Below are 23,511 nucleotides of genomic sequence, written 5' to 3'. Positions count from 1 at the left end.
GCACCGCTGCGCGCTCGGGCGCCATGAGGCGCGGCGCCGACAGGTAGTGGTCCAGATGCCGCGCCGTGGCGACGCCGTTCGCGCCGAGGCCGATCAGCGCCCAGCTCTCGGCGTGGGCGCGCCGGCTGGCCGTGGGCCCCGGCGGGTAGACGCGCTCGGCCAGGTCGTAGACGCGCCGGAAGTGCCGCCGCTCGCTGACCGCCAGGCGCCCCCGCCGCCAGTGCCACTCGAGGGCCATCTTCGCGTCCTTCCAGCCCCACCAGGGACCGCCCGCCTCGTCGGGCGCTGCCTCGAAGTGCGCGCTCTCGAGCGGACCCTCCTCGCGGATGCGCCGCAGCACGCGGCGCTGGATCGCCTCGCCCGCGCGGCGGTCCTCCCACCACGGGCCGCGCGGCGCCCAGTCGCGCATGTAGCGGCGGCTGAGGGGCAGGCTGGAGAGCGGCAGCAGGCTCGCCTCGTGGCCCCAGAACTCGTAGGCGAGGCGCTCCTTGTAGACCCAGCGGTCCACCGTGGCCGGCGCGAACTGCCCGTAGCGACTCCAGAGGGTCAGCAGGTGCGCGCGGGCGAGCGCGTTGACGCTGTCGAGCTGCAGTGCGCCGCAGCCGTCGAGATGCGCGAGGAACTGCGCGCGCGTCAGGCGGCGGCCGCGGGGCGCGGCGAGCCCCTGGCGCGCGAGCCAGAGGCGGACGACCTGCTCGCGCTTGATGCGGGGAAGGGCCCTGGGCATGCGGAGAAGCTAGCAGGTTCGGCCGCGCTGCGGAAAGGGCTAGGGCGCGTGGCGCAACCCTACTACTCTAGGCGCATGGACATCTACGGGCGCCTGGCGCCGCACTACGATCAGCTCTTCCCCGTCGGCGAGATGCAGGCGAGCTTCCTGCGCGAGCGCCTGCGCGCGGCCGGCGCGCGGCGCGTGCTCGACGCGGGCTGCGGCAGCGGCCGGCATCTGGAGCTGCTGCGTGACTGGGGTCTTGCGGCCGTGGGCCTGGAGCCCGACGCGCAGATCGCCGAGCGCGCTCGCGAGCGACTCGGCGCCGGCACGCCCGTGATCGTGGCCCCGCTCGAGAGCGCGGGCTTCGTGCTCGCGGGGCCCTTCGGCGCCGCGCTCTGCCTGGGCAACACCCTGGCGCATCTCGTCGCGCCCAGCGCGCTGGCGGCGGGACTCGGCGCGCTGGCCGGCCTGCTCGCGCCGCGCGCGCTGCTCGTCACGCAGACGGTGAACTTCGATCGCGTGCTCGCTGCAGGTCGCAGCGACTTCCCCGAGCGGCGGATTCCCGACGGCGCGGGCGGCACGCTCGTTTTTCGCCGGGACTACGACTTCAGCCGCGCGCCCGCTCGGCTCGGCTTCCGGCTCTCGCTGAGCGGCCCCTCGCTGGCGCTCAGCGACACGATCCCCCTGCTGCCCCTCACGCGCGCCGATCAGGAGGCCGCCCTCGCCGCGGCCGGCTTCAGCGTCGACGAGGCCTGCGGCGACTGGGACGGCAGTCCCTGGAGCGCGAATTCCCCGGCGACGATCCTCCTCGCCCGCCGGCGCTGAGGCAATAGGCGGGGTTTTTGGCAGGAATTTCCTTGCACCGTGTTTCCGATATCGGCCATACTTGTCCGCTATGTAGGCAATTCAGAACTCGAGATCGGGTATCTGAGTGCAGTTCCACCTTGCCGCCTGCTACCCCAACCCAACCGAGGACTGCCATGTTCTCCTTCGCCCCTCGCAGCTTCCGTCAGCCGCTCCTCGCCCTCGGACTGCTCGCCGGGCTCGCACTGCCGGCGGCCGCCGAACTCGTCTCCTTGCGCAGCGGCAATGCCGCGATCGGCAATGCCGATCCGCAGATCAGCGCGCTGGTCGGCCTCGGCGCCACCCCGCTCTCGGCCAGTCTCTTCACGGCGGCGGATTTCGCAGCCGCCTGCGGCCCCCGCAGCGCGGTCGTCATCGCGCCGCACCCGGCCTGGCTCCCGCAGCTCGCCTGCGATCCTCAGGCGCAGTGGATCGGCACCGACGCCGTCGCCACGCCGGCCTCGGCGCTCTACTGTCAGCCCTTCGACGTGCAGACCTGCTGCATCGAGTCCGCCGTCATGACCTTCTGCTGGGCGGGTGACGACGCCCTCGGCGACGGCATCTACGGCGGGCCCAACCTGGACGGCGTCTACATCAACGGTGTCGCGGTGACGCCGAGCATCAACACGGGCAGCTATGCGACGCAGACGACGGCCGGGCCGATCGACGTCACGGCGCTCCTGCACTGCGGCAGCAATCAGCTCCAGGTCTACAACCGCGACGCGGCCATCCTCGTCAGCGGCGTGATCTACAGCGTGACGATCGACATCACCGAGTGCTCGGTGCCCACCGAGAGCACGAACTTCAGCAGCGTCAAGTCGCTGTATCGCTAGCGCGGCGAACGCCATCGGGCCGCGGCGCGCAGGCGTCGCGGCCCGTTGTGCTTCTCGCTCGACCCTGGCTAGCCCCTTCGCCGTTCCAGGACGAGCACGTACTCGCTGCGTGCCAAGGACAGCTCGCCCAGGCTGAGTGCGCGGCCAAGACCATCGAGCAGCTTCAGCACCCAGTCCAGGGGACCGAGTCGCCGGCGCAACCGCGTCTGCGCCCACGCCTCATAGTAATCCTCGTAGGCGATGCCCAGCCCGGACTCTCTCGCCCAGTGGCGCAGGCCACGCGGTCGGATCGCCCACCGCATGTGGGTCCGGAACGGGCCGACGTCCTCCCTGCCCGCGAGGGGTCGCCACAAGAATCGGCGGTAGGCCCATACGTGCAGGCCATGGGGCGTGCACTTCGTGAAGATCCCTTTCCAGGAGAGGGCATTGGGCACCTTGAGCACCAGGAGCCCGCCGGGGGCCAGCGCTTCGCACAGATTGACCAGGGCCGCTCGGGGACGCGGCAGGTGCTCCAGCACATCGAGGCAGACGATCAGATCGAAGGATGCCGGGGCGAACCGGCGCTGCATGAGGTCGTCCTGCACCGCTTCGTGGAGCAGCGCATTGCGGGCGAGCTGCTTCGCAGAGATATCGATCCCGACGATCCGGCCGCGATCACGCAGATCGAACCAACTGCAGCTCCCGCAGCCCGCCTCGAGCACCCGCAACGCCTCGTGCCCGTCCAGTCGGCTCTCGACGAATCGCCGCAGTCTTTCGATGTGATCACTCACCTCCACGGCCTTTCTGCGACAGCTACACCGGAAAGACGCGCCGCCGCAGCGCGCCGTTCAGGTGCTCGCGTTCGTCACGGCTGAAGACCGGCAGCCGCCAGGCCAGCAACCCGTAGATCAGCACGCCCAGCCCGATCACCGCGAGCAGGCGCGGAACGCTGGTGATCCAGCCCAGGGCAAGGAAGGGCCAGACAGCCAGGCCCATGATCGCCGAATAGGCGAAGGTGCGGAAGGTGGCGCCCCAGGGGATGCGCACGCTGATCACGCGCTTGAGCATCAGGTAGCTGAAGATGTAGCCCATCGCCATCGCGCTGCCCGTGGCGATCGCCGCGCCCATGATGCCGTAGGGCGGGATCAGCACGATGTCCATGATGATGTTGTAGATCACGAAGATGCGGCTGTAGAGCGTGATCTCCGGCCGCTCGAGCACGACGAGCAGGAAGCTGCTCGTGTTGCAGAAGTAGAAGACGAACATGCCGAGGAAGAACACGCGAAACGCCGGCACCGAGGGCAGGAACTTGGGGTCGAAGACGAGGCTCGTGATCGGCGACGCGAGGAGCAGCGAGCCGACCAAGGTCGGCGCCAGAAACGCCGTCACGATCTTATTGAAGAAGGCGAACACCCGGACGAGCTGCTGCGGGTCCTGCCGCTTCGTGTACTCGCGCACGTAGACCGGCACCAGCACCGTGAGCAGGAAGTGCGTCGGCACCAGGTTCGCGAGCATGTGGACGTTCTTCGTCGCGAAGCCGTAGAGCCCGGCCGCCTCCGTGTCGTGGTAGTGCGTGATGAACCAGATGTCGATGTCGGCGAAGAAGCCGACCACCGTGAGCGTCGTCGTGTAGCGCAGGAGTCCGTAGCGAATCATGCGTCGCCAGGGCAGTGGTGCGTCGGTCTCGTCCTGCAGCTCGCGATCGAGGCCGAGCGCGCGGACCATCATCAGCCCGAGGAGCAGCGCGTTGCTCAGGACGAGATAGAGCATCGCCGTCTGGATCGAACCGTCCTGCGGCAGCGCCAGCCAGTACAGCGCGAACTTCACCGCCTGGAAGGCCGCCAGCGACAGGTTGCGGTACTTCTGGCTGCGGTGCGCGGTGAGCATCTCCTCGAAGACGCTCGCTTCGAACTTGAACAGCATGAAGAGGAAGAAGAAGGGCAGGAGCTGCGGGAACTCGGGCGCGTTCAGCCAGCGGGCCAGCGGCTCCTGGAAACCCCAGCAGATCCCGGCGATGAGCAATCCCGCCACGAGATGGATCCCCGCCGCGATGCGTTTGAGCTGGATCGCGCCGCGCTTGTTGCCCGTCGCGATCAGCTCGGGCAGATAGCGCTGCACGATGGGCATGGCCCCCAGCGAAAGCAGCAGCGTGCCCATCGCATAGGTCGACAGCATCACCGAGTAGAGGCCGTAGTTGGCCAAGCTCAGCTTGCGCACGAGGACCAGGTTGATCAGCAGCGAGAAGCCCTGCGTCGCATAGGAGCCGAAGGCGACGTAGAAGGAGTCGCCGAGCAGGGAGCGCAGCTTGCGGCCGGTGGGCTCGCTCATCTACCAGACCACCACCCAGCCGAGCGTGAGATCCCAGCTCCGATCGAGCTCCGAGTCCGCGGGCGGCTCCATCGCCCGCGCTTCGAGGATGAGCTCGGCGGTCTGGTTCAGCTTGCGGTTGAAGCCGAGGGCCCAGCTCTCGGTACGGCTGCCGCTCTCCAGGCTCTGGTAGTCCGCGAGGCGCTCCTGGCGCAGCTCGGCGAGCAGCTGCGCGGCCGGCCCGAGCTTGAAGTGGATGCCGTAGCTGAAGCGGCGGCGCAGGCCGACTACCGGATCGCCGCCCTCGTTCTCGCCGTCGCGCTCCCAGCGCTGCGTGCCGCGGAAGAAGAGCCCGCCGCGCGGGCCGTCATAGTTGACCTCGACGCCCAGCTCGCGCGTCGCCGTCTCAAGCCCCGGCCCGCGCGCACCGAGCTCGGCCCAGCCGTCGACGTCCAGGGCCTGCTGGTCGACCAGGGTCTGGAAGTAGCCGGCCGTGAGCCACTCGAGGCCGCCCTCGTAGCGATCCGTGCTGGACAGACCGGTGCAGGCATAGACGTGCGAGCGACCCGTGAGACCGACCGCGAGGGTGTTGATCGCCAGGTAGCCACGCAGCGCGTCGTCGTCCGCGCCCTGGCCGTAGCGCACCAGGTAGGCTTCGGCTGCATGCAACCCGATGGGATAGGACTCGAAGGTGTCGATGGCCAGCGCGCTGCGCGCGCCGAGCGCGATCAGCAGCGCGAGCAGGGCGCGCGCGAAGCGAGGCTTGACGATCACGGGGACACCTTTCCCGGGGCTGGGCCCCGCTGGCTCAGAGCAAGGACCGGACGGCGCCGCCGTCGACGGTGAGGAGCTGCCCGGTAATGTAACCCGCCGGCTCCCCGGCAAGGAAGGCCGCTGCGGCCGCGATCTCGCGCGGCTCGCCGAGACGTCCGGCCGGAATCGCCGCTAGCCAGCCGGCCTCGATCTCGCGCTCGCTCACCCCGCGCATCGTCGCCTGGCGCGCGGCCAGCTCGGTCAGCCGCTCGGTTCGCGTGTAGCCGGGCGCCAGGCCGTTCACCGTGATCCCCGCAGGCGCCAGCTCGTTCGCCAGCGTGCGCAGGTAGCCCTGCACCGCCGCGCGCAGGCTGTTGCTGAGGATCAGCCCGTCCACCGGCTGGCGCACCGCCAGCGAACTGACGACGAGAATGCGCCCCCAGCCTGCCGCCTGCATCGCGGGAAGCGCGGTCTCGATCAACGCGCGCGGGCCGTGCAGCAGCAGCTCGGCCGCGCGGCGCCAGTCGGCGTCGCCAAGCTCGGCGTGGCGACCGGCCGGCGGTCCCCCGCTGCAGACGACGAGCACCTCGGCGGGACCGAGCCCCGCCCGGCAGGCAGCGGCCCAGGCGGCCACCGACTCGGCCTCGGCGAGATCGAGCGGCTGCGCGAAGGGCGGCGCGCTCGCGCGGGACGCCAGCGCCGCGGCAGCGCGCGCGAGGCCGGCGACGTCGCGGGCGCCGATGGCCAAGCGCGCGCCCTCGGCCGCCAGCGCCTCCGCGATCGCGAAGCCGATGCCGCGGGAGGCGCCGCTGACCCAGGCGATGCGTCCCGCGAGCTCGAGATCCATGCGCGCCTCCCCGTGCGGCGGCGACCGACCGGTCGCGTTCCGCCACTGAGTAGCCCCGCGCGCCCTTGCGGTCAAGGAAATCACGCGCTGGGAAGTGCTCAGGCATTCCGATTGCAATCGCCTTCGCGCCTGCCTAGATTCTCGCCGACCTTCTCCCTTCCGGGGAAGCCTGCGGCCGGCCAGGGAAGCCTGGGGAATCGGGAGTCGGATGATCCGCCGGATTGCGCACATCCTTTTTGCCGGGGCGAGCTGGATCCTCTTCGTCAACTACTGGATCCTCGTCCTCGGCCAGCCGATGAGCAGCGGCCTCCGCGCGGCCCTGGGCTTCATCGTGATCAGCCTGGTCCTGGTGCCGCTGCTGGTTTATCTCTGGATCCTGCACAACCTGCGATTGGCCCGGCAGAAGCGTCGCCGCCGCACGCGCCGGGATCCGGGCGAGGACTTCCGCGAGGACTTCCTGGGCCGCTCGCTGGCCGGCTCCGACCTGCGCACGCTGCAGGCCGCGCGCGAGTTGATCATCGAGCTCGAGGGCGAGCGCAAGCGTTACCGCCCAGCGGCAGGCGACGCCGCCTGGGGCCGCCTCAGCCCGGGTTCCGAGGAGGCGCGCTAGATGGACCTCCTCCACCTCCTCGACGCCATCGAGCACTCGCGCCTCTACTTCGTGGCGCTGGTCTTCTTTGCCTGGTACCCGGTCTTCTCCTCGATCGTCTGGATCGTGACCTCGCTCTTCTACTTCGGACGCCGGGAAACGCCGGCCGCCGAGCGCGAGCAGGCCGAGTTCTACGCGCTGCCCGACCCGCCACCGCCGGTGACGGTGCTCATCCCCGCCTTCAACGAGGCGGCCGATCTGCCCAACACGCTCGCCGGCTGCGCCGAGATCGACTATCCCGACCTTGAGATCGTCGTCGTCGACGACGCCTCGACCGACGCCACCGTTGCCGCCGTGCGCCCCTTCCTCGCCGATCCGCGCTTCCGCCTCGTGCGCAAGACCTTCAACGAGGGCAAGGCGATGGCATTGAACGACGCCATTCCCGTCACTCGCGGTGAGATCATCATCGTCATCGACGCCGACGCGCGGCCGGCGCCTGAGCTGGCGCGCGTGATGGTGCCCCACTTCAAGGCGCCGCGCGTGGGCGCCGTCACCGGCAACCCGCGGGTCGCCAACCGCAAGACCTTCCTCGCCATGCTGCAAACGATCGAGTTCACGAGCATCATCAGCTTGCAGCGGCGGGCGCAGCGCATCTTCGGCCGCATCATGACGATGAGCGGCGTGGTCGGCGCCTTCCACCGCTGGGCGCTGCTCGACGTCGGCCTCTACCACCCGGAGATGGCGACCGAGGACATTGACCTCACCTGGCGCCTGCAGCTTCGCCACTGGGACATCCGCTACGAGCCGCGCGCCGTGGTCTGGATGAACGTGCCGATCGGCCTGCGCGGGCTCTGGCGGCAGCGGCGGCGCTGGGCGCTCGGCCTCGCGCAGGTGATCCGCGCGCACGGCAGCGCAGCGCTCACCTGGCGGCATCGCCGCCTCTGGCCCGTGCTTTCGGAGAGCCTACTCTCGATGCTCTGGGCCTACGACTTCGTCATCCTCACGTCGATCTGGATCCTCAGCTACGCGATGGGCTACCCTCCCGTCGGCGCGAGCCCGATCCCGAACATGTGGGGTATGATCATCGCCACGATCTGCCTGGCCCAGCTCGGCACCGGCGTGCTGCTCGATCGGCGCTACGACAAGCGCCTGGGCTGGTACTACGGCGTCGCCGTGCTCTACCCGATGATCTACTGGATGCTGATGGCCGTTGTGACCTTCCTCTCCGCGCCACGGGGTCTCTTCCTGTCGCCCGGAAAGGGGGTGACGCGATGGAAGCCCGTGCGCGACGCCTAGCCGCCCTCGCGCTGCTCCTCGTGTTCGCCGCCGCGAGCGGCGCGCGCGCCGAGACGCCGGCGGATTCCCTGCTCGCGGCCGCGCGCGAGGCCGCCGCCGCGGACCGTCACGCCGAGGCGATCGCGCTCTACGCGGCAGCCGTGGACGCGGAGCCCTCACTGGCCGATCCCCTCGCCGGCGAGCGCGCTTATCAGCACCTCTGGTCCGATCGCCTGGACGAGGCGCTCGCCCTCTTCAACGTGGCCCTGGCCGCCGATCGCGCGAATCTCGACTGGCAGCTGGGCCGCGCCCGCTGCCTGAACTGGCTGGGTCGCCACGACGATGCGGCCACGGCCTACAGCGCGATCCTCGCGGCGCACCCTCAGCACGAGGAAGCCGATCTCGGTCTCGCGCAGGCCGAACGCTGGCGCGGCCGCGAGGACCGCGCGCTGGCCATCATCGAGAGCGCGCGCTGGCCGATCGAGGGCGAGCGCCGCGCCATCCGCGACGCAATTCGCGCCGAGCTGGCGCCCTGGGTGCAGCTGGCCGGCGGCAAGACCCACGACAGCGATCCCACCGATCGCCCCTGGGGCGAAGTCAGCGCGGGCGGTTTCTTCGCGCCGCGCCTGGGCTGGGGCCTGGCCGCGGGCTACGACGAGTTCGAGGGCTATGGCTTCGCCTGGGACATCATGCGCCTGGGCGGCAGCCTGGACTGGCGGCCGAACGCGCGCTGGGCGCTGGCAGCGAGCGCGGGGCTCTCCGGGCTCAGCGTCTTCGTTCCGCCCTTTCCGCCCGAGTCGCCGCCCACCGTCGAGGCCGAGGACCAGTGGCTGCCCACGGGCGAGCTGAACGTCACCTGGCGGCCCCAGCCGCGCCTGCGCCTGGACCTGGCGCTCTTTCGCGAGGCCGGCCCCACGCCCCTCGCCCTCGCCGCCGAGAATCACCTGGGCGGTGTGAATGCCGGCTGCGATCTCACGCTGGGCCGGGGCCTCACCCTCGTCGTCGGCGGCGGCCTCGCCGAGGTCGATGACGGCAATCGCCGCGCCAGCGCGCGCGCCGCGCTGCGCTGGAACTGGCGGCAGAGCCGCGGGCTCGAGCTGGAGCTGGAGCCCGAGCTGCGCTGGCTGGACTTCGAAGAGCCCGGCGGTCTCGGCTACTGGAGTCCCGACGCCGTGCAGGCCGCCGGCCTGCGTGCGCGCCTGCTGGGCGAGCTCGGCCCGCGCTTCGACTACCGCCTGGCCGGCGGCGCCGGCAGCGAGAAGGAAAAGGACCGCGACGCAATCGGCATCGGCGACTGGGAAGCCGAGCTGGGCTGGCGGCCGACGCCGCGCTTGCGCCTCTGGGGCGCCGGCGGCAGCGGCAAGAGCCGCCTCGACAGCGCGGCCGGCTATCGCCGCGAGTGGTGGGCCGCCGGGTTGCGGATCGGCCTGCGATGAGCGCGGCCGGACGCTTCGGCGCCCCGGCGCTGCTCGCCGCTCTCTGCCTGATCGCCCTCGCCGGCGGCTGCGCGCGCCGCGAGAACCCCGCCGAGGCGGTCGTCCCCAACTCCGATCGCGATCCCGCCGTGAGCCGCCGCGACCTGCCGGCCGCCGACCAGGGCATCACCGTGCTCTGCTACCACTACTTCTCCGATCACCCGGCGCCCGTGCGCGCGCTGCGCGCGGCCGGCGCCGTGCTGCTCGGCCTGCCGCTCGTCAACGACGTCGAGACCTGGACGACCCCTGCCGGCCAGTTCGAGCGCCAGCTCGCGCTGCTCGCCCAGCGCGGCTACCAGAGCCTGGACCTCGACGCGCTGCTCGCCGTGGCCGAGGGGCGCGCGCCGCTGCCCGAGCGCGCGGTCGTCCTCACCTTCGATGACGGCGATCGCAGCATCCACACGATCGCGTGGCCGCTGCTGCGCAAGTACGGCTTCAAGGGCGTGCTCTTCATCGTCGACAGCTGGGTGGACGGCGTGGGCACGCCGCCCGAGCTGAACGTGATGAGCTGGGCGGAGATCCGCGAGCTGGCGGCCAGCGGCGACTTCGATGTCCAGAGCCACAGCCACGCGCTGCACTACAAGACCTGGCACGAGGACGCCTACTACGCGGTCGCCGAGGTGCTCGACTGGCTCGAAGCGCCCGAAGCCCTCGCGCGCGTCGACGCCGACCTGCGCGAGAGCCGGCGCGTGCTGAGGGAGCGCCTCGGCGTCGAGCCGCGCTACCTCGCCTGGCCCTACGGCAGCGCCACCGCGCGCACCGACTCGATCGCTCGCGCCGCCGGCTTCTCCGCCAGCTTCGGCCTGCGCTTCGGCCACGTCGGCAACGAGGACGGCTCCCCGATGAGCCTGCCCCGCTACGCAATCACCGCGCGGACCAGCCCCACGCTCTTCGTCCACCTGCTCGGCGAGGACTGATCGCCGCAGCGAGGCGTTGCGCCGCCGGGGCCGCTCAGCTAGGCTGCGCACTCATGCGCCGCGACGGACCCTGGTATCGCCAGCTCCACTGGCAGATCTTCATCGCGATGGCCCTCGGCGCCGCGCTCGGCGCGATCGGCGGCGAGGGCGTGGTGCCTGCCGTCGCCTGGCTGGGCACGCTCTTCATTCGCCTGCTCCGGATGGTCATCGTCCCGCTGGTCGTCTTCTCGATCGTCTCGGGCATCGCCTCGGTCGGCGCGGGCGGCCGCCTCGGGCGCCTCTTCGCGAAGACTTTCGGCTACTACATCCTCTCGAGCCTGCTCGCCATCCTGCTCGGGCTCCTGCTCGTCAACCTGATCCGCCCGGGCGTGGGCGCGGATCTCCTGGGCGCCGCGCGCAGTGCGCTGCCCACGCTGGAGAAGCCCGAGTCGCTGCTGGCGATCATCGAGCAGGTGATCCCGGCGAACCTGGTCGCGGCCCTCGCCGGCGGCGACATGCTGGCGATCATCTTCTTCTGCATCCTCCTCGGCGCCGCCATCGCCGGCCTGCCGGCGGCGCCGCGCCAGGCGCTCGGCGGCTTCTTCGACGCCGGCTTCGCGGCGATGATGCGCCTGACGAGCTGGATCATCGCCCTCGCGCCGCTGGGGGTGCTCGGCCTCATCACCCGCCTCGTCGGCGAGTCCGGGGCCGGCGCCTTCCGCGCCCTCGGCCTCTACGCCCTCACGATCGCCGTCGGGCTGACGATCCACCTCTTCCTCGTCCTGCCCCTGCTGCTCGTGCTACTGGGCCGCATCGACCCGCGCATCCACTACCGCAACATGCTCGAGCCGCTGACCGTGGCCTTCTCGACCTCCTCCTCGGGCGCTACCCTACCCGTCACCCTGCGCGCCGTCGAGCAGAAGGCGGGCGTCTCCAACCGGATCTCTTCCTTCGTGCTGCCGATGGGCGCCACCGTCAACATGGACGGCACCGCGCTCTACGAGTGCGCGGGCGTGCTCTTCATCGCGCAGGTGCTCGGCCTCGAGCTGGGTTTCGCGCAGCAGGCGATCGTCGTCTTCACGGCGCTGCTGGCCTCGATCGGCACCGCTGCCGTGCCCTCGGCGGGCCTCGTGATGATCTTCATCGTGCTGGAGTCCGTGGGCCTGCGCGGTCCCGAGGTGGAGACGATCGTCGGCGCCATGCTCGCCATCGACCGGCCGCTGGACATGTACCGCACGGCGGTGAACGTCTGCAGCGACACGGTGGGCGCAGCGATCGTCGCCCGCAGCGAAGGCGAGACCGGCGTCGACTGCGAAGTGCGCTAGGCGCGCACCCTCTAATCGATCGCGATGTCGTCGAGCAGCACGGCCGTGTCGTAGTAGCTGTCGCCGATATCCCCGACGGCGATGTTCAGGGTGACGGTCCGGCCCGCGTGGGCGGCGATCCCCACCGCCAGCTCGCGCCAGCCCGTCGTGTAGACGCCGGCGTCGTCCTCGGCCGGCTGCTGGTCGAAGGCGATGCCGGCCGGGGTCACCTGGTCGCAGAGGTCGTCGATGCGGCGGCGGAAGAGGGGATGCGTGACGCCCGCGTCGTCCACCAGCCAGATGTCGAAGCGGTCCTGGTTGATGCTGCCGCACCACTCGAGGAACTCCTCGGAGAAGAGGTTCCAGGCTAGGCGCAGCGTGTCCGCGTCTTCCGGCAGGCAGAGGGTCTGGCTCAGCGAGCCGCTGTCGACGGCGCTGCCCAGGCCCGTGGAGACGATGGCCATGAAGCCGCCCTGCGGCAGGGCGGCGCCGAGCTGGGTGACGACGCGCGCGTCACCGGCGCGGCTCCAGCCCGCGAGCTGTCCCAGCTCGAAGTCGCCGTTGTTCAGACCGGCGCCGAAGTAGAGCGCGTTCCGGCCCGCGAGCTGGAAGGCCGCCTGGGCGTGGCCCGGATCCACGGCCGGGCTGACCGCCGCGGCCGCGCTGCCCGCCGTGCCGCCCGCGGCCAGCAGCGCCGTCCAGAAGTCCAAGATCGCCCCGCCCGCGAAGTCGAGGCCCACCGTGTCGTCGAAACCGGCCACGGCGCCCGCGCCCGCGTCCAGCAGCGCCGATCGCAGCCCATCGCCCGCGAGCCCGCTGCAGGCGGCGACGACGACGAGGCTGTTGGGCAGGCCCTGCGCGTAGCGGGTGAGAAAGGCGGGCAGCAGGCCGAAGCGCGTCTCGCCGTCCACGCGCAGCAGGGCGAGCGCCGGATCGCTGCCGAGCAGGTCCCAGTACCGGGCGTTCAGCCCGTCCAGGGTGACCGTCTCCCCGCTCGCCAGGCAGACGCGCTCGCCGTCGAGCTGGGCGCCGTGCGTGATGAGGCAGACAGCGCCCGCCCCGGCCAGGTTCGCGAATGCCGCGAGATCGGCCTCGCCGTCGCGGCGGCGCTCGACAGCGAAGTGCGGGCACTCGGCTTCGGCGAGCAGGTCCGCGACCGCGTCGCCGGGATCGCCGCCCTCTCCCGCGAGCCAGGCATGGAAAGGGCTCAGGACCAGCGCCAGGTTCGAGCCGACGCGGTCGGGGTCGGCCGCCGCGCGCTGCCCGCCAGCGCGCGGTGCCGCGACGGCGAGCGGCGCGCGCGGCGCCGGCGTGCGCAGCGCTGCCGGGCGCGGCTGGCCACGGCGGCCGTCGCTGCCGCCGAGCACGGGTCCGTCGGCCCAGAGCGGCAGGAAGACGCCGGCCGTGAGGCCCGTCGCCTGGCGCAGCCAGACGGTGTTGCCATCCGGCGCGACGAAGCCCGCGGCGACGCCTGGCTGCCCGGCGAGCCAGGCGGCGACCTCGGTCTTGGCCGCCGCATCGGCCATGCCGCCTTCGATGAGGTCCGCCCACTGGGCCTCGGCCGCCGCGAGCAGGTCGAGGAGGGCGTCCAGCTCCGCCTGTTCGGCGGGCGCGCTCACCGGCAGCTCGAGGATCGCCGACCACTGCGCGGCCTCGCCGCCCATGGCCCCGCTGGCCAGGGCGAGCAGGCGCAGCCGCAGCGTCTGCGGGGTGTCGAAGCTGAGCGCGGGCAGGCGGCCGGCGTAGCGGCCGTCGCCGGCGATGTCGTCGCCCGTGAGCAGGTTGCCGTCGTCGGCGAGACTGCCCAGGCGCTCGAGGCTGTCCCCGGCGGCGTCCACGCGGTAGGCGCGCAGCTCGTCGATCGCCCAGTCGGGGCGCAGCGTGAGGACGGCGCTCAGGCCGATCACCGTGCTCTGGCCGGTGAAGAAGCCCTGCGGCGCCGCGCTCGGCCCGGCCGTGAAGGCGATCGGCACGAGGGGCGGCAGGTCGAGCCCGGTCGGCGCCCGGCCCTCGTCGCAACTCAGCGCGACGAGCAGGAGCCAGGCGACGAGGGCCGTGGCGAAGAAGTGCAGATGCGCCCTGCGCGGCATGCCGGCCTCCCGGGTTGGCCCGCTGTGGCGAACGGGCAGGCCGTAGTCTAGCGGGCGCGAGGGCGGGTGGCAATCGCTTCGGCGGGTCGAGCTTGCCAGGGCGACGCCGACATGATTGCCTGCGCGCAGCCCTCGATCCACAGCCAGGAGTGCCATGATGTCCCAGCACCGCGTCTCACTGCTCGCCGTCGGACTGCTGGTCGCCGCTGGACCCGCCTGCTCGCGGCCTGCGCCCGACGCCTGCCGCGCCATCCCCTTCGCCGAGGGTCTGCACAAGCCCCTCTACCTGGCGCAGGCGCCCGGCGACAGCGGGCGCTTCTACATCGTCGAGCAGTCGGGGCGGATTCGGATCCTGAACGGCGGTCGGCTGCAGGCGCGACCCTTCCTCGACCTCAGCGCCGCGGTCTTCGACCCCGACGCCCGCGGCGGCGGCGAGCGCGGTCTGCTGGGTCTCGCCTTCCACCCCGGCTTCGCGGCGAACCGCCGCTTCGTGGTGAACTACACGGATCGCGCGGGCGACACGCGGATCGTCGAGTACCGGGCGGCGAGCGCCGACGCGGCGGATCCCGCGAGCGCGCGGCTCGTCCTCCGCATCGAGCAGCCCTACACCAACCACAACGGCGGCATGGTGGACTTCGGGCCGGACGGCACCCTGTACATCGGCATGGGCGACGGCGGCTCGGCCGGGGATCCCGAGAACCGCGCCCAGGACCTCGGCACGCTGCTCGGCAAGCTGCTGCGCCTGGATCTGGACAGGATCCCGCCCGGGGCGGCCTATGGGATCCCCGCGGACAACCCCTTCGTGGGCGTCGCCGGCGCGCGGCCGGAGATCTGGGCCTACGGTCTGCGCAATCCCTGGCGCTTCAGCTTCGACACAGCCACGGGTGAGCTCTGGATCGCCGATGTCGGCCAGAAGGCCTGGGAGGAGGTGAACCGCCAGCCCGCCGGCCAGGGCGGGCAGAACTACGGCTGGCGCCTGCGCGAGGGCGCTCACTGCTACGACCCGCCCGCGGGTTGCGAGCGGCCGGGGCTCGTCGACCCCTTCCACGAGTACTCGCACGACCTGGGCTGCTCGATCACGGGCGGCCACGTCTATCGCGGACAGGCCCTGCCCGGCCTGCGCGGGCACTACCTCTTCGCCCCCTGGTGCGCGGGGAAGGTCTGGGCCCTGCCGCCGGACGGCGGGCCGCGCCGCGAGATCCTCCGCGACCTCGGCCCCCTGACCTCCTTTGGAGAGGACCATCGAAACGAGCTCTACGTGATGGAGGGGGGCGGCAAGGTCTGGCGCCTGGGCGCCGTGAACTGAGTCCTGGCGCCGGCCTCTGGTTTGGATATCTTGACATTAGTCAGATTTTCCAGACAGGGAGGCCCATGATGCCGACTCGCCGTGCCTTTGCAGCCTTTGCCGCACTTGCCATGATCGGGCTTTCCGAACCGGCTCTGGCCTACGAGGCCGCCCTCGTGGTTGGCGGCCTGACGGACGCGGTCCTCGCCGGCGGCGAGGGGGGACTGCTCGGCCTGGCCTTCCACCCCGACTACGCGACGAACGGGCTCTTCTTCGTCTACCACAGCAGCAACGGCACGGTCTGCGACGCGAGCAATCGCTGCACCTTCGTTGCGCGCTATCGCGTGAGCGCCGGCAATCCGAACGTCGCCGATCCCCTCAGCCGCTTCGAGCTGCTCGAGATCACGCAGCCCTTCAGCAACCACAAGGGCGGCATGCTGGCCTTCGCGCCCGACGGCCACCTCTATGTCGCGGTCGGCGACGGCGGCTCGAGCGGCGATCCGAACAACAATGGGCAGAACCTGAACACCCTGCTCGGCAAGCTGCTGCGCCTGGACGTCGACAGCGGCAGCCCCTACGGGATCCCGGCCGGCAATCCCTTCGTCGGCGTCCCCGGGCGAGACGAGATCTGGGCCTACGGCCTGCGCAACCCCTGGCGCTTCAGCGTCGACCGCGCGACGGGCGACCTCTGGATCGCCGACGTCGGCCAGGGCAGCTGGGAGGAAGTCGACTTCCAACCCGCCGCGAGCACGGGCGGCGAGAACTACGGCTGGCGCTTGATGGAGGGCGCGCACTGCTACAACCCGCCCTCCAACTGCAACGACGGCAGCCTGGTCCTGCCCGTGCACGAGTACGGCCACTCGAGCGGCAACTGCTCGATCACGGGCGGCTATCGCTACCGCGGCAGCATTCCCCAGCTGGCCGGGCTCTACATCTTCGGCGACTACTGCACGGGCCGCGTCTGGGCCTACGATCCGGGCAGTGACACGGCGACGCAGATCCTCACGGGCCAGGTGCTCGGCAACATCCTCTCCTTTGGCGAGGATGCGGCGGGCGAGGTCTACGTGCTGACGGGCGAGGCGCTCTGGCGCCTGGAGACCGGCGATACCACGGGTGTCGACTCGCTGCCCGCAGGGCTGCGCCTCGCCCCGGCGACCCCCAATCCCTTCGACGAGCGCGCCCGCCTGGCCCTCAGCCTCGACGGACCGCGCGCGCGCCTGGAGGTCGGCATCTACGCCGTCGACGGCCGCCGCCTGCGCACCCTGCACAGCGGGCCCGCGGCCGGCGGCGAGCTGAACTTCGCCTGGGACGGCCGCGACGAGAGCGGTCGCGCCCTCGCGGCGGGCGTCTATCTCCTCCGCGCGGAGACCGAGCGCGAGCAGGCCGGCCAGCGGCTGACATTGTTGCGCTAGCGAAGTGCCGGGGGCAGGCGGCCACGGCTTGCCCCGGCACTGCTCGCCCCGACCTCCGCGGCGCTCCAGCGGCCCCTCTCCGGGGCCGGAAACGCAGGCCCTTCAGCGCGCAAGCCCCAGCGCCCTGCCGATGCTCCCCACTCCCCCTGTCTTCCCTCGCCGGCGGCGCCGACGGCGCTCGTCGCCGGTAGCCATGCCAGGGCCTCTGCAAGGTAGGTGATCCGATGAGACTCCTTCGCCACTTCGTTTGCCTGGCAACCGTCGTCGGGCTGGGGGTCCCCTGCTGGGCCCAGCCGGTAATCTGGGTCGTCGACGATGCGGCAGACCCGGTCCCGATCACGGGCACTCTCACGCTGCGGCAGGCCATCACCAACGCCAACGGCCTGCCCGGACTGCAGCACAACTCCGTCGGCACCTACTCGAACACTTCGGAGGCCAACAGCGTCATCGTGGTTCAGGACGGGCCGGCCGCGGGCGAGCCCGAAGGATCCGGCAGGCTCGATCTCGCCGTGAGCGGCGCTAGCCCCTTCCGCGGCGAAACGGCCTTCGCCTATGCGCTGCCCGCTGCGGGCTCCGCGCGGCTGAGCGTCTACGATTGTGTGGGCCGCCGCGTGCGGACGCTCCTGGACGGGCAGGCGGAGGCCGGCACGCGCGCCATTGCCTGGGACGGCCGGGACGAAACGGGCCGCTCGCTGCCGGCGGGCGTCTATCTGGCCCGGCTCGCCGCCGACGCCCAGCAGGCGAGCTGCCGCGTGGTGAAGCTGAAGCAGAGGAGACATCGAAGAAGAGCGCCCGGCGCCGCAGGCGCGCCGGGCGCTTCCCATCAGGAACAGATCGTCTAGAAGCTGAACATCACGCCCAGCTCCGGCGCCCAGTCGGTGGCCTTGCTGGTGAGGCCGATGGCGCTGTTGGCTTTCAGCATGATCCGCGGCGATGGGTGCCACTGGAACTCGGGGATCATCTCCCATTCGTCCTGGGTGCCTTCCACCCCGAGATAGAGCCGGGCGCGCGCGGAAAGCCGGCGCAGATACTCGACGGCGATCTCGCCCAGCTCGACCACACCCTCCGCCGCGTCGTACTCGACCGCCGCACGCAGGGTGAAGGTGCCGGGCGCGAAGCCGCGGACGAGGCCGCTGCCGAACTTCAGCTCCCAGTCCGCGGTACCGATCAGCGAGCCCGCGTCCGCAGTGGGGAAGACCGTCTCGAAGTAGCCGAAGAGCTCCGGCCGGCCCTCCCGCTCGCGGTTCCAGCGCCAGCGGAGCTGCCCCTCGACATCCCCGAGGCCGGACTCCCTTAGGCGCGCGGGCTGCGCGGAGGGATCGCCGGTGGCCTTGTCCAGGCGCGCGTCGATGAACGCCGCCTCCAGCTCGACGGCGAAGCGGTCGCTGAAGCCGTAGGCGACGAAGAGCAGACCCTCGAGCGCGCGGTACTCGCCGCGGTAGTCGACGTCGCCTGCGTAGCCGAAGTCCTCCGGCTTGTACTCGGCGTCCCCGTCCACGTAGCCCTCGACGAAGGGATAGACCAGCAGCTGGCCGGCCTGGACGTAGGTCCCGAACATCGAGGTCGGCTGGCCAGGCCCGCGGTCGCGCAGGCGGCTGGGCAGGCCCTCCGTCTCCAGGTGACCGAGAGGCCCCGCAGCGGCCGGCAGGCCGGCGGCGAGGCAGAGCAGGCTGAGCAGGGCAATCGCGGGGTGGCTTCTCACGGCAGTCCTCCTTTCGGGCCGGCAGCCCAGCGGCTGGCGAGGCTGCAGCCAGGGAAAGCCTAGCGAGAGAAGGAGTTGGGAGCCAGGACGAAGCCCTCAGCTTGCCGAATGATAATGTACAGCGTGCTTGACATCATGGAAAGCATACTGTACACTCCGGGCATGGCTCCCAAGACCGGCATCAGGGTCCTCCTCAGAGAACATCGGCTCGCCGCTGGCGGCATGACCCAGCAGGAGCTGGCCGAGCGCGTGGGGGTCAGCCGGCAGACCATCCTCTCCATCGAGCGGGGCCGCTACCGGCCCTCGATCGAGGTGGCTCTGGCGCTGGCCCGGGTCTTCGCGGTTCCGGTGGAGGCTCTCTTCCAACTCGACGACGGGAAGGTGCGCGATGATTGAGCGACTTCCTCTCCGCGCGCGCCTCGCGCGCTCCTGGCTCTCCCTCGCCACGCTGGGGGCGGTGCTCCTCGGCTGCGTGCTCGGCGTGACCGTGCACAAGGGCTGGCTCGCCCTCGCCGGACTCGGCTTCTTCGGCCCTGGCCTGCTGCGCGAGCTCGGCCTGCTCAGGGACCGCGACGAGTACCAGCTCCTCAAGGCGCGCACCGCGGGCCACCACGCCTATCTCGCGAGCGGCGTCCTGCTCCTGGCGCTGCTGATCGTGCAGGGCTGGTCGACGCTCAGCTTCGACGAGGAGGGGCCCAGCGGGATCGCGCTCTTCGTCTGGATGCTGCTCGTCTTCCTGCCCATCCTCGCCAGCGGCTTCGGCCTCCTGCTCGGGCGCGAGCGCGAGGAGGACGCCCATGCGGCCTAGCCTCCCCATCCGCTTCGAGAAGATCATCCTCTACGTCGAGGACATGGCGCGCGCGGCAGCGGGTGTGCTGGTTGCCAGGGGACGAGATCCGGAAGGGAGTCCCTTCTCCCTGGACGCCGCCGTCAGCTAGCCCCCAGCTCCAGGGGCGGCATCGCGCGCACGAAGCCGAGGCGCTCGTAGCAGAGCTGGGCGCCGGTGTTCTCCTCGAAGACCATCAGGAAGCAGTGCGGCAAACTCTGGGCAGCGAGGGCGACGAGCACCTGCGTGACCGCGGCGCTGGCCAGGCCGCGCCGCCGGTGCCCGGGCAGGGTGTAGACCTGATTGAGGTAGCCCGAGGCCGAGCAGAGCGCGATCGCGACCAGCGTTGCACCCGCGAAGACGAGCTGACCGCGCCCGTCGCCGTAGTCGCCGCCGGGATCGGCCGCAAAGACCATCGAACGCTCGCAGAGCGCGCGGTCCCAGGGGCCGGCCGTATAGGCGGGATCGGGGCAGCGCAGCATGAGGTCGATGCAGGCCTCCCAGTCATCCGGCGCGAAGTGACGCAGCGCATAGCCGGCGGGCAGCGCGCGGGGCGTCACCTGAGCGAGACCGGTGTGATCCATGCGCAGCATGCGCATGGCGAGCCTCCTCAGTCGCGGCGCTCGAGCTGGTCCCAGATCGCCGCGGCGGCGACGCGCAGGCCGACCAGCAGCGCTGCCTCGTCCGGATCGTAGTCTGGCGTGTGCAGACTGGCCGCGGCGCCGGCGGCGCCGGGCGGAGCGGTGCCGAGCCGGAACTGGAAGCCCGGCACCTCGCGGCCATAGTAGGCGAAGTCCTCGCCCCCCAGGCCGGGCTCGTACTGCTGAGCCGCCTCCGGGCCGAGCACGCGCTCGATCACACCGATCACCTGCCTTGTCAGCGCCGGGTCGTTGTAGCCCGCCGCGGTGCCGAAGTAGTACTCCAGCAGCGGCGCCGGCGCAGCGGCCGCGGCGGCGAGGCCGTTCACCCTGCGCTTCACCTTGTCGGCCAGGGCCTGGCGCGTGCTGTCGTCCTGGCTGCGCACCGTGGCCTCGATGAGCACCTCGCCTGGAATCACGTTGCTCTTCGCGCCGCCCTCGATGCGGCCCACCGAGATCACCGCATTGTGGTTGACGTCGATCTCGCGCGCGACCAGGGTCTGCAGGGCGATCACGATCTCGGCGGCCAGGGTGACGGGGTCCACGCCCCGGTGCGGGTAGGCGCCATGCCCGCCGTCGCCCTTCACGGTGAGCAGGAAGCCGTCCACGTTGGCCGTGGCCCAGCCCGGGCAGTAGCCGATCTGTCCCACCGCGAGGGTGGGGTGCACGTGCAGGGCGAGGATGCTCTTCGGCTTGCGCCCCTCCGCGAAGAGGCCGGCGGCGAGCAGCTGCATGGCGCCGGCGCCGATCTCCTCGGCCGGCTGGAAGACGAGCATCAGGGTGCCGGGCAGCTCGGCGCGCAGACCGCTCGCCAGGCGCGCGAGGCCGAGGCCGATGGCCATGTGCAGGTCGTGCCCGCAGGCGTGCATGACGCCCGTTTCGCGGCCGCCGCTCACCGTGTCGCGGCGAGCGCAGGCGAACGCGAGACCGGTGGCCTCGGTGATGGGCAGGGCGTCCATGTCCGCGCGCCAGGCGACGAGCGGGCCGGGCCGGCCGCCGCGGATGAGCGCTACCAGGCCGGTGCCCCAGTCACCGGGCACCAGCTCGACGCCGGGGAGCGCGGCGAGCTGCTCGCGCAGGTAGCCCTGCCCCGCGAACTCGCGCAGGGAGAGCTCGGCGTTGGCGTGCAGCCAGCGGCGGTCGGCGCGCATCTTCTCGGCGAGGCGGGCCGCGGCGGCCGCGAGGTCCGGCGCGGCGAGGGCGCCCGGCGCGGCGGCGAGGGCGGCGAGAACGAGCGCGAACAGGCGGGCGGCGCGGCGCATGGGACTCCTTTCGCTGGCGGGCAGTCTAGCGCAGCGGCGCGCGCGCGGGAACCCCCCGCGCTGGCCGCCGTAGGGCGACTGTCCCCAACCCGGAAGTGCGCCATGTCCCCCGACTCCCTGAAGATCCGTCTGCGCCGCACCGCCCGCGAGTGGCTGCTGCCCTTTGCCGTCATGGCCCTCATCCTCGGTTCGGTGCGCTCGTCCGTCGCCGACTGGAACGACGTGCCCAGCGGGTCGATGCGCCCCACCATCTTCGAGGGCGAGCGCATCGCCGTGAACCGCCTGGCCTACGATCTCAAGCTGCCCTTCACCGGCCTTCGCCTGGCCCGCTGGGCGACACCCGAGCGCGGCGACATCGTGATCCTGCACTCGCCGGTCGACGGCAAGCGCCTGGTCAAGCGCGTCGTCGGCTTGCCCGGCGACCAGCTCGCGATGCAGGGCGGCAGGCTGGTGATCAACGGCCAGCCCCTCGTCTACACCGCCCTCTCGGCCGACTGCTGGCAGGAGCAGCTCGGCGGGCGCGTGCACCGCATCCGCCGCGACGAGGGCCGGCCCCATCTGCGCGACGGCGGTCCCCTGCGCGTGCCGGCCGGACACTACTTCGTCATGGGCGACAACCGCGACAACAGCGCCGACTCCCGCGTCTTCGGCTGCGTGGCGCAGGACGCCATCATGGGCGAGGTGAAGGCGGTGGTCGGCTCGCTCGATCCCCAGCGCCACTGGCTGCCGCGCTGGGAGCGCTGGTTCAAACGTCTGAGCTAGCCAGCAGGCGCGCGATCCCAGTAGCGAGCTGGTCGGGGTGATCCACCGTCAGCTCGGGCGCCTCAGCGGGCGAGCGCGGCTCCTGGGCGGCATGCGAGCCGTGGCGCAGGCGCAGGGTCCGCAGGCCCAGACGCCGGGCCGGCAGGATGTCGTTGTCGATGCGATCCCCCACCATGAGGCAGTCAGCCGGCGCCGCGCCCGCGGCCGCGAGCAGGGCCAGGTAGAAGCGCAGGTCCGGCTTCGCCAGGTGCAGGGTCTCGGAAACCTCCTTCACGGCGAAGTGGCGCAGCAAATCGAGCGCCTCCAGGCGCAGCAGGGCCCGCGGTGAGTTGTCCCTGGCCAGCACCATCCGGTGACCGGCGGCGGCGAGCGCTCCGAGCAGCGGCGCGGTGGACGCGAAGGGCGTCGTGAAGCCCGCGTACTCGGCGTCGCTGAGCGCATCCCAGCGCGCGCGGACTTCGCGCGTGACCTCCGCGGCCAGCACCGCGTCACCGCCGCACAGCGTGGCGATCACGGTGCGCCAGGGGCTGGGCGCGAAGTCGGCCACGGCCCTCGCCTGCGCGGCGGCGATCTCCTCTTCGGTCACGAGCCGGCCACGCTCGCGCAGGACCGCGCCAATGTTGGCCAGGGTCAGCGCATCGCCGGCCTCGTCGCTCCAGAGTACGTTGCCGATATCGAAGAGGAGAGTGGCCATCCGGCGAGCCTAGCATGCCGCGTGGCCCGTCGCGAGAGCGGGAGCACCAGCCGATCCGCTACTCGGAAATCCGCTCGTCTTCGCAGGTGGCTTCCCCTGCCCCCGGCGTCTGGGCTATGCTGGAGGCCTCGTCCCAACCCCTGAGGTCGCCGGACATGGACTACGAGTCGCCCGCGCGCTTTCTCGGTCTGCCGCTGATCCACATCGCCACGGGGCAGCAGGTGGACGGCGGCTATCGCCGGGGCGCGGCGAAGGGCTGGATCGCCATCGGCGACATCGCCGTCGGCGTGCTCTTCGGCGCCGGCGGCATCGCCACCGGCGCGATCAGCGTCGGCGGCCTTGCGGCGGGCGGTTTCGCACTGGGCGGCTTCGCGCTGGGTCTCGCCGCCGTGGGCGGCGTCGCCTTCGGGTACCTCGCCGTCGGCGGCGCCGCGCTAGGCGGCTCGGGCGCCCTGGGCGGCCTGGCCGTCGCCGGCGAGTTCGCGCGCGGCGGCGTGGCCCTCGCCTTCCACGCCAACGACCTCAGCGCCGACGAGTACTTCAACGGCCATCCTTTCTTCCGCAGCGCCTCCTTGCTGATGCAGTACTCGATGGGGCTGGTCGCCCTCGTCTTCGTGCTCCCGCGGATCCTGCGGCGTCGCTAGCGGAGCCGGCGCGCGCGCAGCGAGTTCCTTGCTTGCCGCCCGCCCCTCGCCGTCGCTATGCTCCGCGGGCCGGCCCAGGTCCGCCCCTTCGCCCGACACCCGGCCGCGACGCGTCGGTCTTCCCCTGGGCGAACCCACTGCGAAGGGAGCCTCTCATGCGGCAATACGGAGCGGAGTTCTTCGGCACTTTCTGGCTCGTGCTCGGCGGCTGCGGCAGCGCGGTGCTGGCAGCGGCCTTCCCGGGCCTGGGCATCGGCCTGCTCGGCGTATCCCTCGCCTTCGGTCTCACCGTGCTGACGATGGCCTACGCCATCGGGCACATCTCCGGCTGCCACCTCAACCCGGCGGTCTCGATCGGCCTCTGGGCCGGCGGCCGCTTCCCACAA

At 71.6% G+C, this 23,511-nt stretch carries 25 protein-coding genes; 15 read left to right on the top strand and 10 right to left on the bottom strand.

Annotation, left to right across the window (positions count from 1 at the left end; genetic code table 11):
- The coding region (locus FJ251_04110; GenBank protein MBM4116916.1) for a winged helix-turn-helix domain-containing protein at positions 1 to 727 on the bottom strand (727 nt) is incomplete at its 3' end.
- Between FJ251_04110 and FJ251_04105 the strand changes: the two genes are divergently transcribed.
- Both FJ251_04105 and FJ251_04100 read left to right on the top strand, forming a co-directional pair.
- The gene (locus tag FJ251_04105) at positions 611 to 1,534 is read left to right on the top strand and encodes a class I SAM-dependent methyltransferase (protein ID MBM4116915.1); all 924 of its coding nucleotides are present in this window, start codon (positions 611 to 613) and stop codon (positions 1,532 to 1,534) included. The two genes, FJ251_04110 and FJ251_04105, sit on opposite strands and share 117 nt — an antisense overlap.
- Positions 1,535 to 1,689: 155 nt before the next feature.
- On the top strand, positions 1,690 to 2,385 hold the full coding sequence (locus FJ251_04100; protein ID MBM4116914.1) for a hypothetical protein: 696 nt from the start codon (positions 1,690 to 1,692) through the stop codon (positions 2,383 to 2,385).
- Positions 2,386 to 2,453: 68 nt separating this feature from the next.
- Here the strand turns inward: FJ251_04100 and FJ251_04095 are convergent, their stop codons facing one another.
- From FJ251_04095 to FJ251_04080, 4 genes are read right to left on the bottom strand one after another with little or no spacing between them, the layout of a single operon-like run.
- Positions 2,454 to 3,161 (bottom strand): class I SAM-dependent methyltransferase, encoded by a 708-nt coding sequence (locus tag FJ251_04095; GenBank protein MBM4116913.1) that lies wholly within the window; start codon positions 3,159 to 3,161, stop codon positions 2,454 to 2,456.
- A gap of 16 nt (positions 3,162 to 3,177) precedes the next feature.
- On the bottom strand, positions 3,178 to 4,692 hold the full coding sequence (locus FJ251_04090; GenBank protein MBM4116912.1) for a hypothetical protein: 1,515 nt from the start codon (positions 4,690 to 4,692) through the stop codon (positions 3,178 to 3,180).
- Entirely contained in the window at positions 4,693 to 5,445 is a 753-nt protein-coding gene (locus tag FJ251_04085; GenBank protein ID MBM4116911.1) for a hypothetical protein, read from the bottom strand. It abuts the gene before it with no gap.
- A gap of 34 nt (positions 5,446 to 5,479) precedes the next feature.
- Positions 5,480 to 6,502: an SDR family oxidoreductase gene (locus FJ251_04080; protein MBM4116910.1), complete on the bottom strand. Its 1,023-nt coding sequence runs from the start codon at positions 6,500 to 6,502 to the stop codon at positions 5,480 to 5,482.
- Between FJ251_04080 and FJ251_04075 the strand changes: the two genes are divergently transcribed.
- From FJ251_04075 to FJ251_04055, 5 genes are read left to right on the top strand one after another with little or no spacing between them, the layout of a single operon-like run.
- The gene (locus FJ251_04075; protein ID MBM4116909.1) at positions 6,480 to 6,881 is read left to right on the top strand and encodes a hypothetical protein; all 402 of its coding nucleotides are present in this window, start codon (positions 6,480 to 6,482) and stop codon (positions 6,879 to 6,881) included. The genes FJ251_04080 and FJ251_04075 overlap by 23 nt on opposite strands.
- Positions 6,882 to 8,156 carry a poly-beta-1,6 N-acetyl-D-glucosamine synthase gene (locus FJ251_04070; GenBank protein MBM4116908.1) on the top strand — a complete coding sequence of 425 codons (1,275 nt, stop codon included), beginning with the start codon at positions 6,882 to 6,884 and terminating at the stop codon, positions 8,154 to 8,156.
- A complete protein-coding gene (locus FJ251_04065) occupies positions 8,132 to 9,571 on the top strand; it encodes a hypothetical protein (GenBank protein ID MBM4116907.1) in 1,440 nt (479 codons plus the stop codon). Before FJ251_04070 ends, FJ251_04065 begins: the two co-directional genes overlap by 25 nt.
- On the top strand, positions 9,568 to 10,527 hold the full coding sequence (locus tag FJ251_04060) for a hypothetical protein (GenBank protein ID MBM4116906.1): 960 nt from the start codon (positions 9,568 to 9,570) through the stop codon (positions 10,525 to 10,527). The genes FJ251_04065 and FJ251_04060 overlap by 4 nt, the downstream gene beginning before the upstream one ends.
- A 53-nt stretch (positions 10,528 to 10,580) precedes the next feature.
- Positions 10,581 to 11,831 carry a dicarboxylate/amino acid:cation symporter gene (locus FJ251_04055; GenBank protein ID MBM4116905.1) on the top strand — a complete coding sequence of 417 codons (1,251 nt, stop codon included), beginning with the start codon at positions 10,581 to 10,583 and terminating at the stop codon, positions 11,829 to 11,831.
- Positions 11,832 to 11,842: 11 nt separating this feature from the next.
- Here the strand turns inward: FJ251_04055 and FJ251_04050 are convergent, their stop codons facing one another.
- A complete protein-coding gene (locus FJ251_04050; protein MBM4116904.1) occupies positions 11,843 to 13,900 on the bottom strand; it encodes a hypothetical protein in 2,058 nt (685 codons plus the stop codon).
- A 154-nt stretch (positions 13,901 to 14,054) separates the two neighbouring features.
- On the opposite strand from FJ251_04050, the gene FJ251_04045 reads away from it, so the two are divergent.
- From FJ251_04045 to FJ251_04035, 3 genes are all read left to right on the top strand, one after another.
- Positions 14,055 to 15,206, top strand: coding sequence for a PQQ-dependent sugar dehydrogenase (locus tag FJ251_04045; GenBank protein ID MBM4116903.1), 1,152 nt, complete (start codon positions 14,055 to 14,057; stop codon positions 15,204 to 15,206).
- A gap of 65 nt (positions 15,207 to 15,271) precedes the next feature.
- On the top strand, positions 15,272 to 16,597 hold the full coding sequence (locus FJ251_04040; protein ID MBM4116902.1) for a hypothetical protein: 1,326 nt from the start codon (positions 15,272 to 15,274) through the stop codon (positions 16,595 to 16,597).
- Between the two features lie 224 nt (positions 16,598 to 16,821).
- Positions 16,822 to 17,439 (top strand): hypothetical protein, encoded by a 618-nt coding sequence (locus tag FJ251_04035; GenBank protein MBM4116901.1) that lies wholly within the window; start codon positions 16,822 to 16,824, stop codon positions 17,437 to 17,439.
- Here the strand turns inward: FJ251_04035 and FJ251_04030 are convergent.
- Positions 17,436 to 18,299, bottom strand: a complete 864-nt coding sequence (locus FJ251_04030; protein MBM4116900.1) for a hypothetical protein — start codon at positions 18,297 to 18,299, stop codon at positions 17,436 to 17,438. The two genes, FJ251_04035 and FJ251_04030, sit on opposite strands and share 4 nt — an antisense overlap.
- A 162-nt stretch (positions 18,300 to 18,461) precedes the next feature.
- Here FJ251_04030 and FJ251_04025 point away from each other — a divergent pair, with 162 nt between their 5' ends.
- Together FJ251_04025 and FJ251_04020 are read left to right on the top strand one after the other, a co-directional pair.
- The gene (locus FJ251_04025; GenBank protein ID MBM4116899.1) at positions 18,462 to 18,695 is read left to right on the top strand and encodes a helix-turn-helix transcriptional regulator; all 234 of its coding nucleotides are present in this window, start codon (positions 18,462 to 18,464) and stop codon (positions 18,693 to 18,695) included.
- On the top strand, positions 18,688 to 19,107 hold the full coding sequence (locus FJ251_04020) for a hypothetical protein (protein MBM4116898.1): 420 nt from the start codon (positions 18,688 to 18,690) through the stop codon (positions 19,105 to 19,107). The genes FJ251_04025 and FJ251_04020 overlap by 8 nt, the downstream gene beginning before the upstream one ends.
- Before the next feature lie 122 nt (positions 19,108 to 19,229).
- Here FJ251_04020 and FJ251_04015 read toward each other — a convergent pair whose 3' ends face one another.
- Both FJ251_04015 and FJ251_04010 read right to left on the bottom strand, forming a co-directional pair.
- Complete coding sequence (locus tag FJ251_04015) at positions 19,230 to 19,724, bottom strand: GNAT family N-acetyltransferase (protein ID MBM4116897.1); 495 nt, start codon at positions 19,722 to 19,724, stop codon at positions 19,230 to 19,232.
- A gap of 11 nt (positions 19,725 to 19,735) precedes the next feature.
- A complete protein-coding gene (locus tag FJ251_04010) occupies positions 19,736 to 21,025 on the bottom strand; it encodes an amidohydrolase (GenBank protein ID MBM4116896.1) in 1,290 nt (429 codons plus the stop codon).
- A gap of 102 nt (positions 21,026 to 21,127) precedes the next feature.
- On the opposite strand from FJ251_04010, the gene lepB reads away from it, so the two are divergent.
- Positions 21,128 to 21,787 (top strand): signal peptidase I, encoded by a 660-nt coding sequence (gene lepB / locus FJ251_04005; GenBank protein ID MBM4116895.1) that lies wholly within the window; start codon positions 21,128 to 21,130, stop codon positions 21,785 to 21,787.
- Here the strand turns inward: lepB and FJ251_04000 are convergent.
- Positions 21,771 to 22,481, bottom strand: a complete 711-nt coding sequence (locus tag FJ251_04000; GenBank protein ID MBM4116894.1) for an HAD family hydrolase — start codon at positions 22,479 to 22,481, stop codon at positions 21,771 to 21,773. The two genes, lepB and FJ251_04000, sit on opposite strands and share 17 nt — an antisense overlap.
- A gap of 155 nt (positions 22,482 to 22,636) precedes the next feature.
- Between FJ251_04000 and FJ251_03995 the strand changes: the two genes are divergently transcribed.
- Together FJ251_03995 and FJ251_03990 are read left to right on the top strand one after the other, a co-directional pair.
- Positions 22,637 to 23,125 (top strand): hypothetical protein, encoded by a 489-nt coding sequence (locus FJ251_03995; protein ID MBM4116893.1) that lies wholly within the window; start codon positions 22,637 to 22,639, stop codon positions 23,123 to 23,125.
- A 155-nt stretch (positions 23,126 to 23,280) separates the two neighbouring features.
- A partial coding sequence (locus FJ251_03990) for an aquaporin (protein MBM4116892.1) occupies positions 23,281 to 23,511 on the top strand: 231 nt, incomplete at its 3' end.

The organism is bacterium, from assembly GCA_016873475.1.
Lineage (GTDB): Bacteria > Krumholzibacteriota > Krumholzibacteriia > JACNKJ01 > JACNKJ01 > VGXI01.
Note: the sequence above shows the minus strand (reverse complement) of the source record. Positions and strands in the feature narration are given on the sequence as shown.

What these genes read in the sequence shown, in the direction of transcription:
- FJ251_04105 (MBM4116915.1), top strand. Translation starts at nt 611, where the DNA reads ATGCGCGAGGAACTGCGCGCGCGTCAGGCGGCGGCCGCGGGGCGCGGC.
- FJ251_04100 (MBM4116914.1), top strand. Translation starts at nt 1,690, where the DNA reads ATGTTCTCCTTCGCCCCTCGCAGCTTCCGTCAGCCGCTCCTCGCCCTC.
- FJ251_04090 (MBM4116912.1), bottom strand. Translation starts at nt 4,692, where the DNA reads ATGAGCGAGCCCACCGGCCGCAAGCTGCGCTCCCTGCTCGGCGACTCC.
- FJ251_04075 (MBM4116909.1), top strand. Translation starts at nt 6,480, where the DNA reads ATGATCCGCCGGATTGCGCACATCCTTTTTGCCGGGGCGAGCTGGATC.
- FJ251_04080 (MBM4116910.1), bottom strand. Translation starts at nt 6,502, where the DNA reads ATGTGCGCAATCCGGCGGATCATCCGACTCCCGATTCCCCAGGCTTCC.
- FJ251_04070 (MBM4116908.1), top strand. Translation starts at nt 6,882, where the DNA reads ATGGACCTCCTCCACCTCCTCGACGCCATCGAGCACTCGCGCCTCTAC.
- FJ251_04065 (MBM4116907.1), top strand. Translation starts at nt 8,132, where the DNA reads ATGGAAGCCCGTGCGCGACGCCTAGCCGCCCTCGCGCTGCTCCTCGTG.
- FJ251_04060 (MBM4116906.1), top strand. Translation starts at nt 9,568, where the DNA reads ATGAGCGCGGCCGGACGCTTCGGCGCCCCGGCGCTGCTCGCCGCTCTC.
- FJ251_04055 (MBM4116905.1), top strand. Translation starts at nt 10,581, where the DNA reads ATGCGCCGCGACGGACCCTGGTATCGCCAGCTCCACTGGCAGATCTTC.
- FJ251_04050 (MBM4116904.1), bottom strand. Translation starts at nt 13,900, where the DNA reads ATGCCGCGCAGGGCGCATCTGCACTTCTTCGCCACGGCCCTCGTCGCC.
- FJ251_04045 (MBM4116903.1), top strand. Translation starts at nt 14,055, where the DNA reads ATGATGTCCCAGCACCGCGTCTCACTGCTCGCCGTCGGACTGCTGGTC.
- FJ251_04040 (MBM4116902.1), top strand. Translation starts at nt 15,272, where the DNA reads ATGATGCCGACTCGCCGTGCCTTTGCAGCCTTTGCCGCACTTGCCATG.
- FJ251_04035 (MBM4116901.1), top strand. Translation starts at nt 16,822, where the DNA reads ATGAGACTCCTTCGCCACTTCGTTTGCCTGGCAACCGTCGTCGGGCTG.
- FJ251_04025 (MBM4116899.1), top strand. Translation starts at nt 18,462, where the DNA reads ATGGCTCCCAAGACCGGCATCAGGGTCCTCCTCAGAGAACATCGGCTC.
- FJ251_04020 (MBM4116898.1), top strand. Translation starts at nt 18,688, where the DNA reads ATGATTGAGCGACTTCCTCTCCGCGCGCGCCTCGCGCGCTCCTGGCTC.
- FJ251_04015 (MBM4116897.1), bottom strand. Translation starts at nt 19,724, where the DNA reads ATGCGCATGCTGCGCATGGATCACACCGGTCTCGCTCAGGTGACGCCC.
- FJ251_04010 (MBM4116896.1), bottom strand. Translation starts at nt 21,025, where the DNA reads ATGCGCCGCGCCGCCCGCCTGTTCGCGCTCGTTCTCGCCGCCCTCGCC.
- lepB (MBM4116895.1), top strand. Translation starts at nt 21,128, where the DNA reads ATGTCCCCCGACTCCCTGAAGATCCGTCTGCGCCGCACCGCCCGCGAG.
- FJ251_04000 (MBM4116894.1), bottom strand. Translation starts at nt 22,481, where the DNA reads ATGGCCACTCTCCTCTTCGATATCGGCAACGTACTCTGGAGCGACGAG.
- FJ251_03995 (MBM4116893.1), top strand. Translation starts at nt 22,637, where the DNA reads ATGGACTACGAGTCGCCCGCGCGCTTTCTCGGTCTGCCGCTGATCCAC.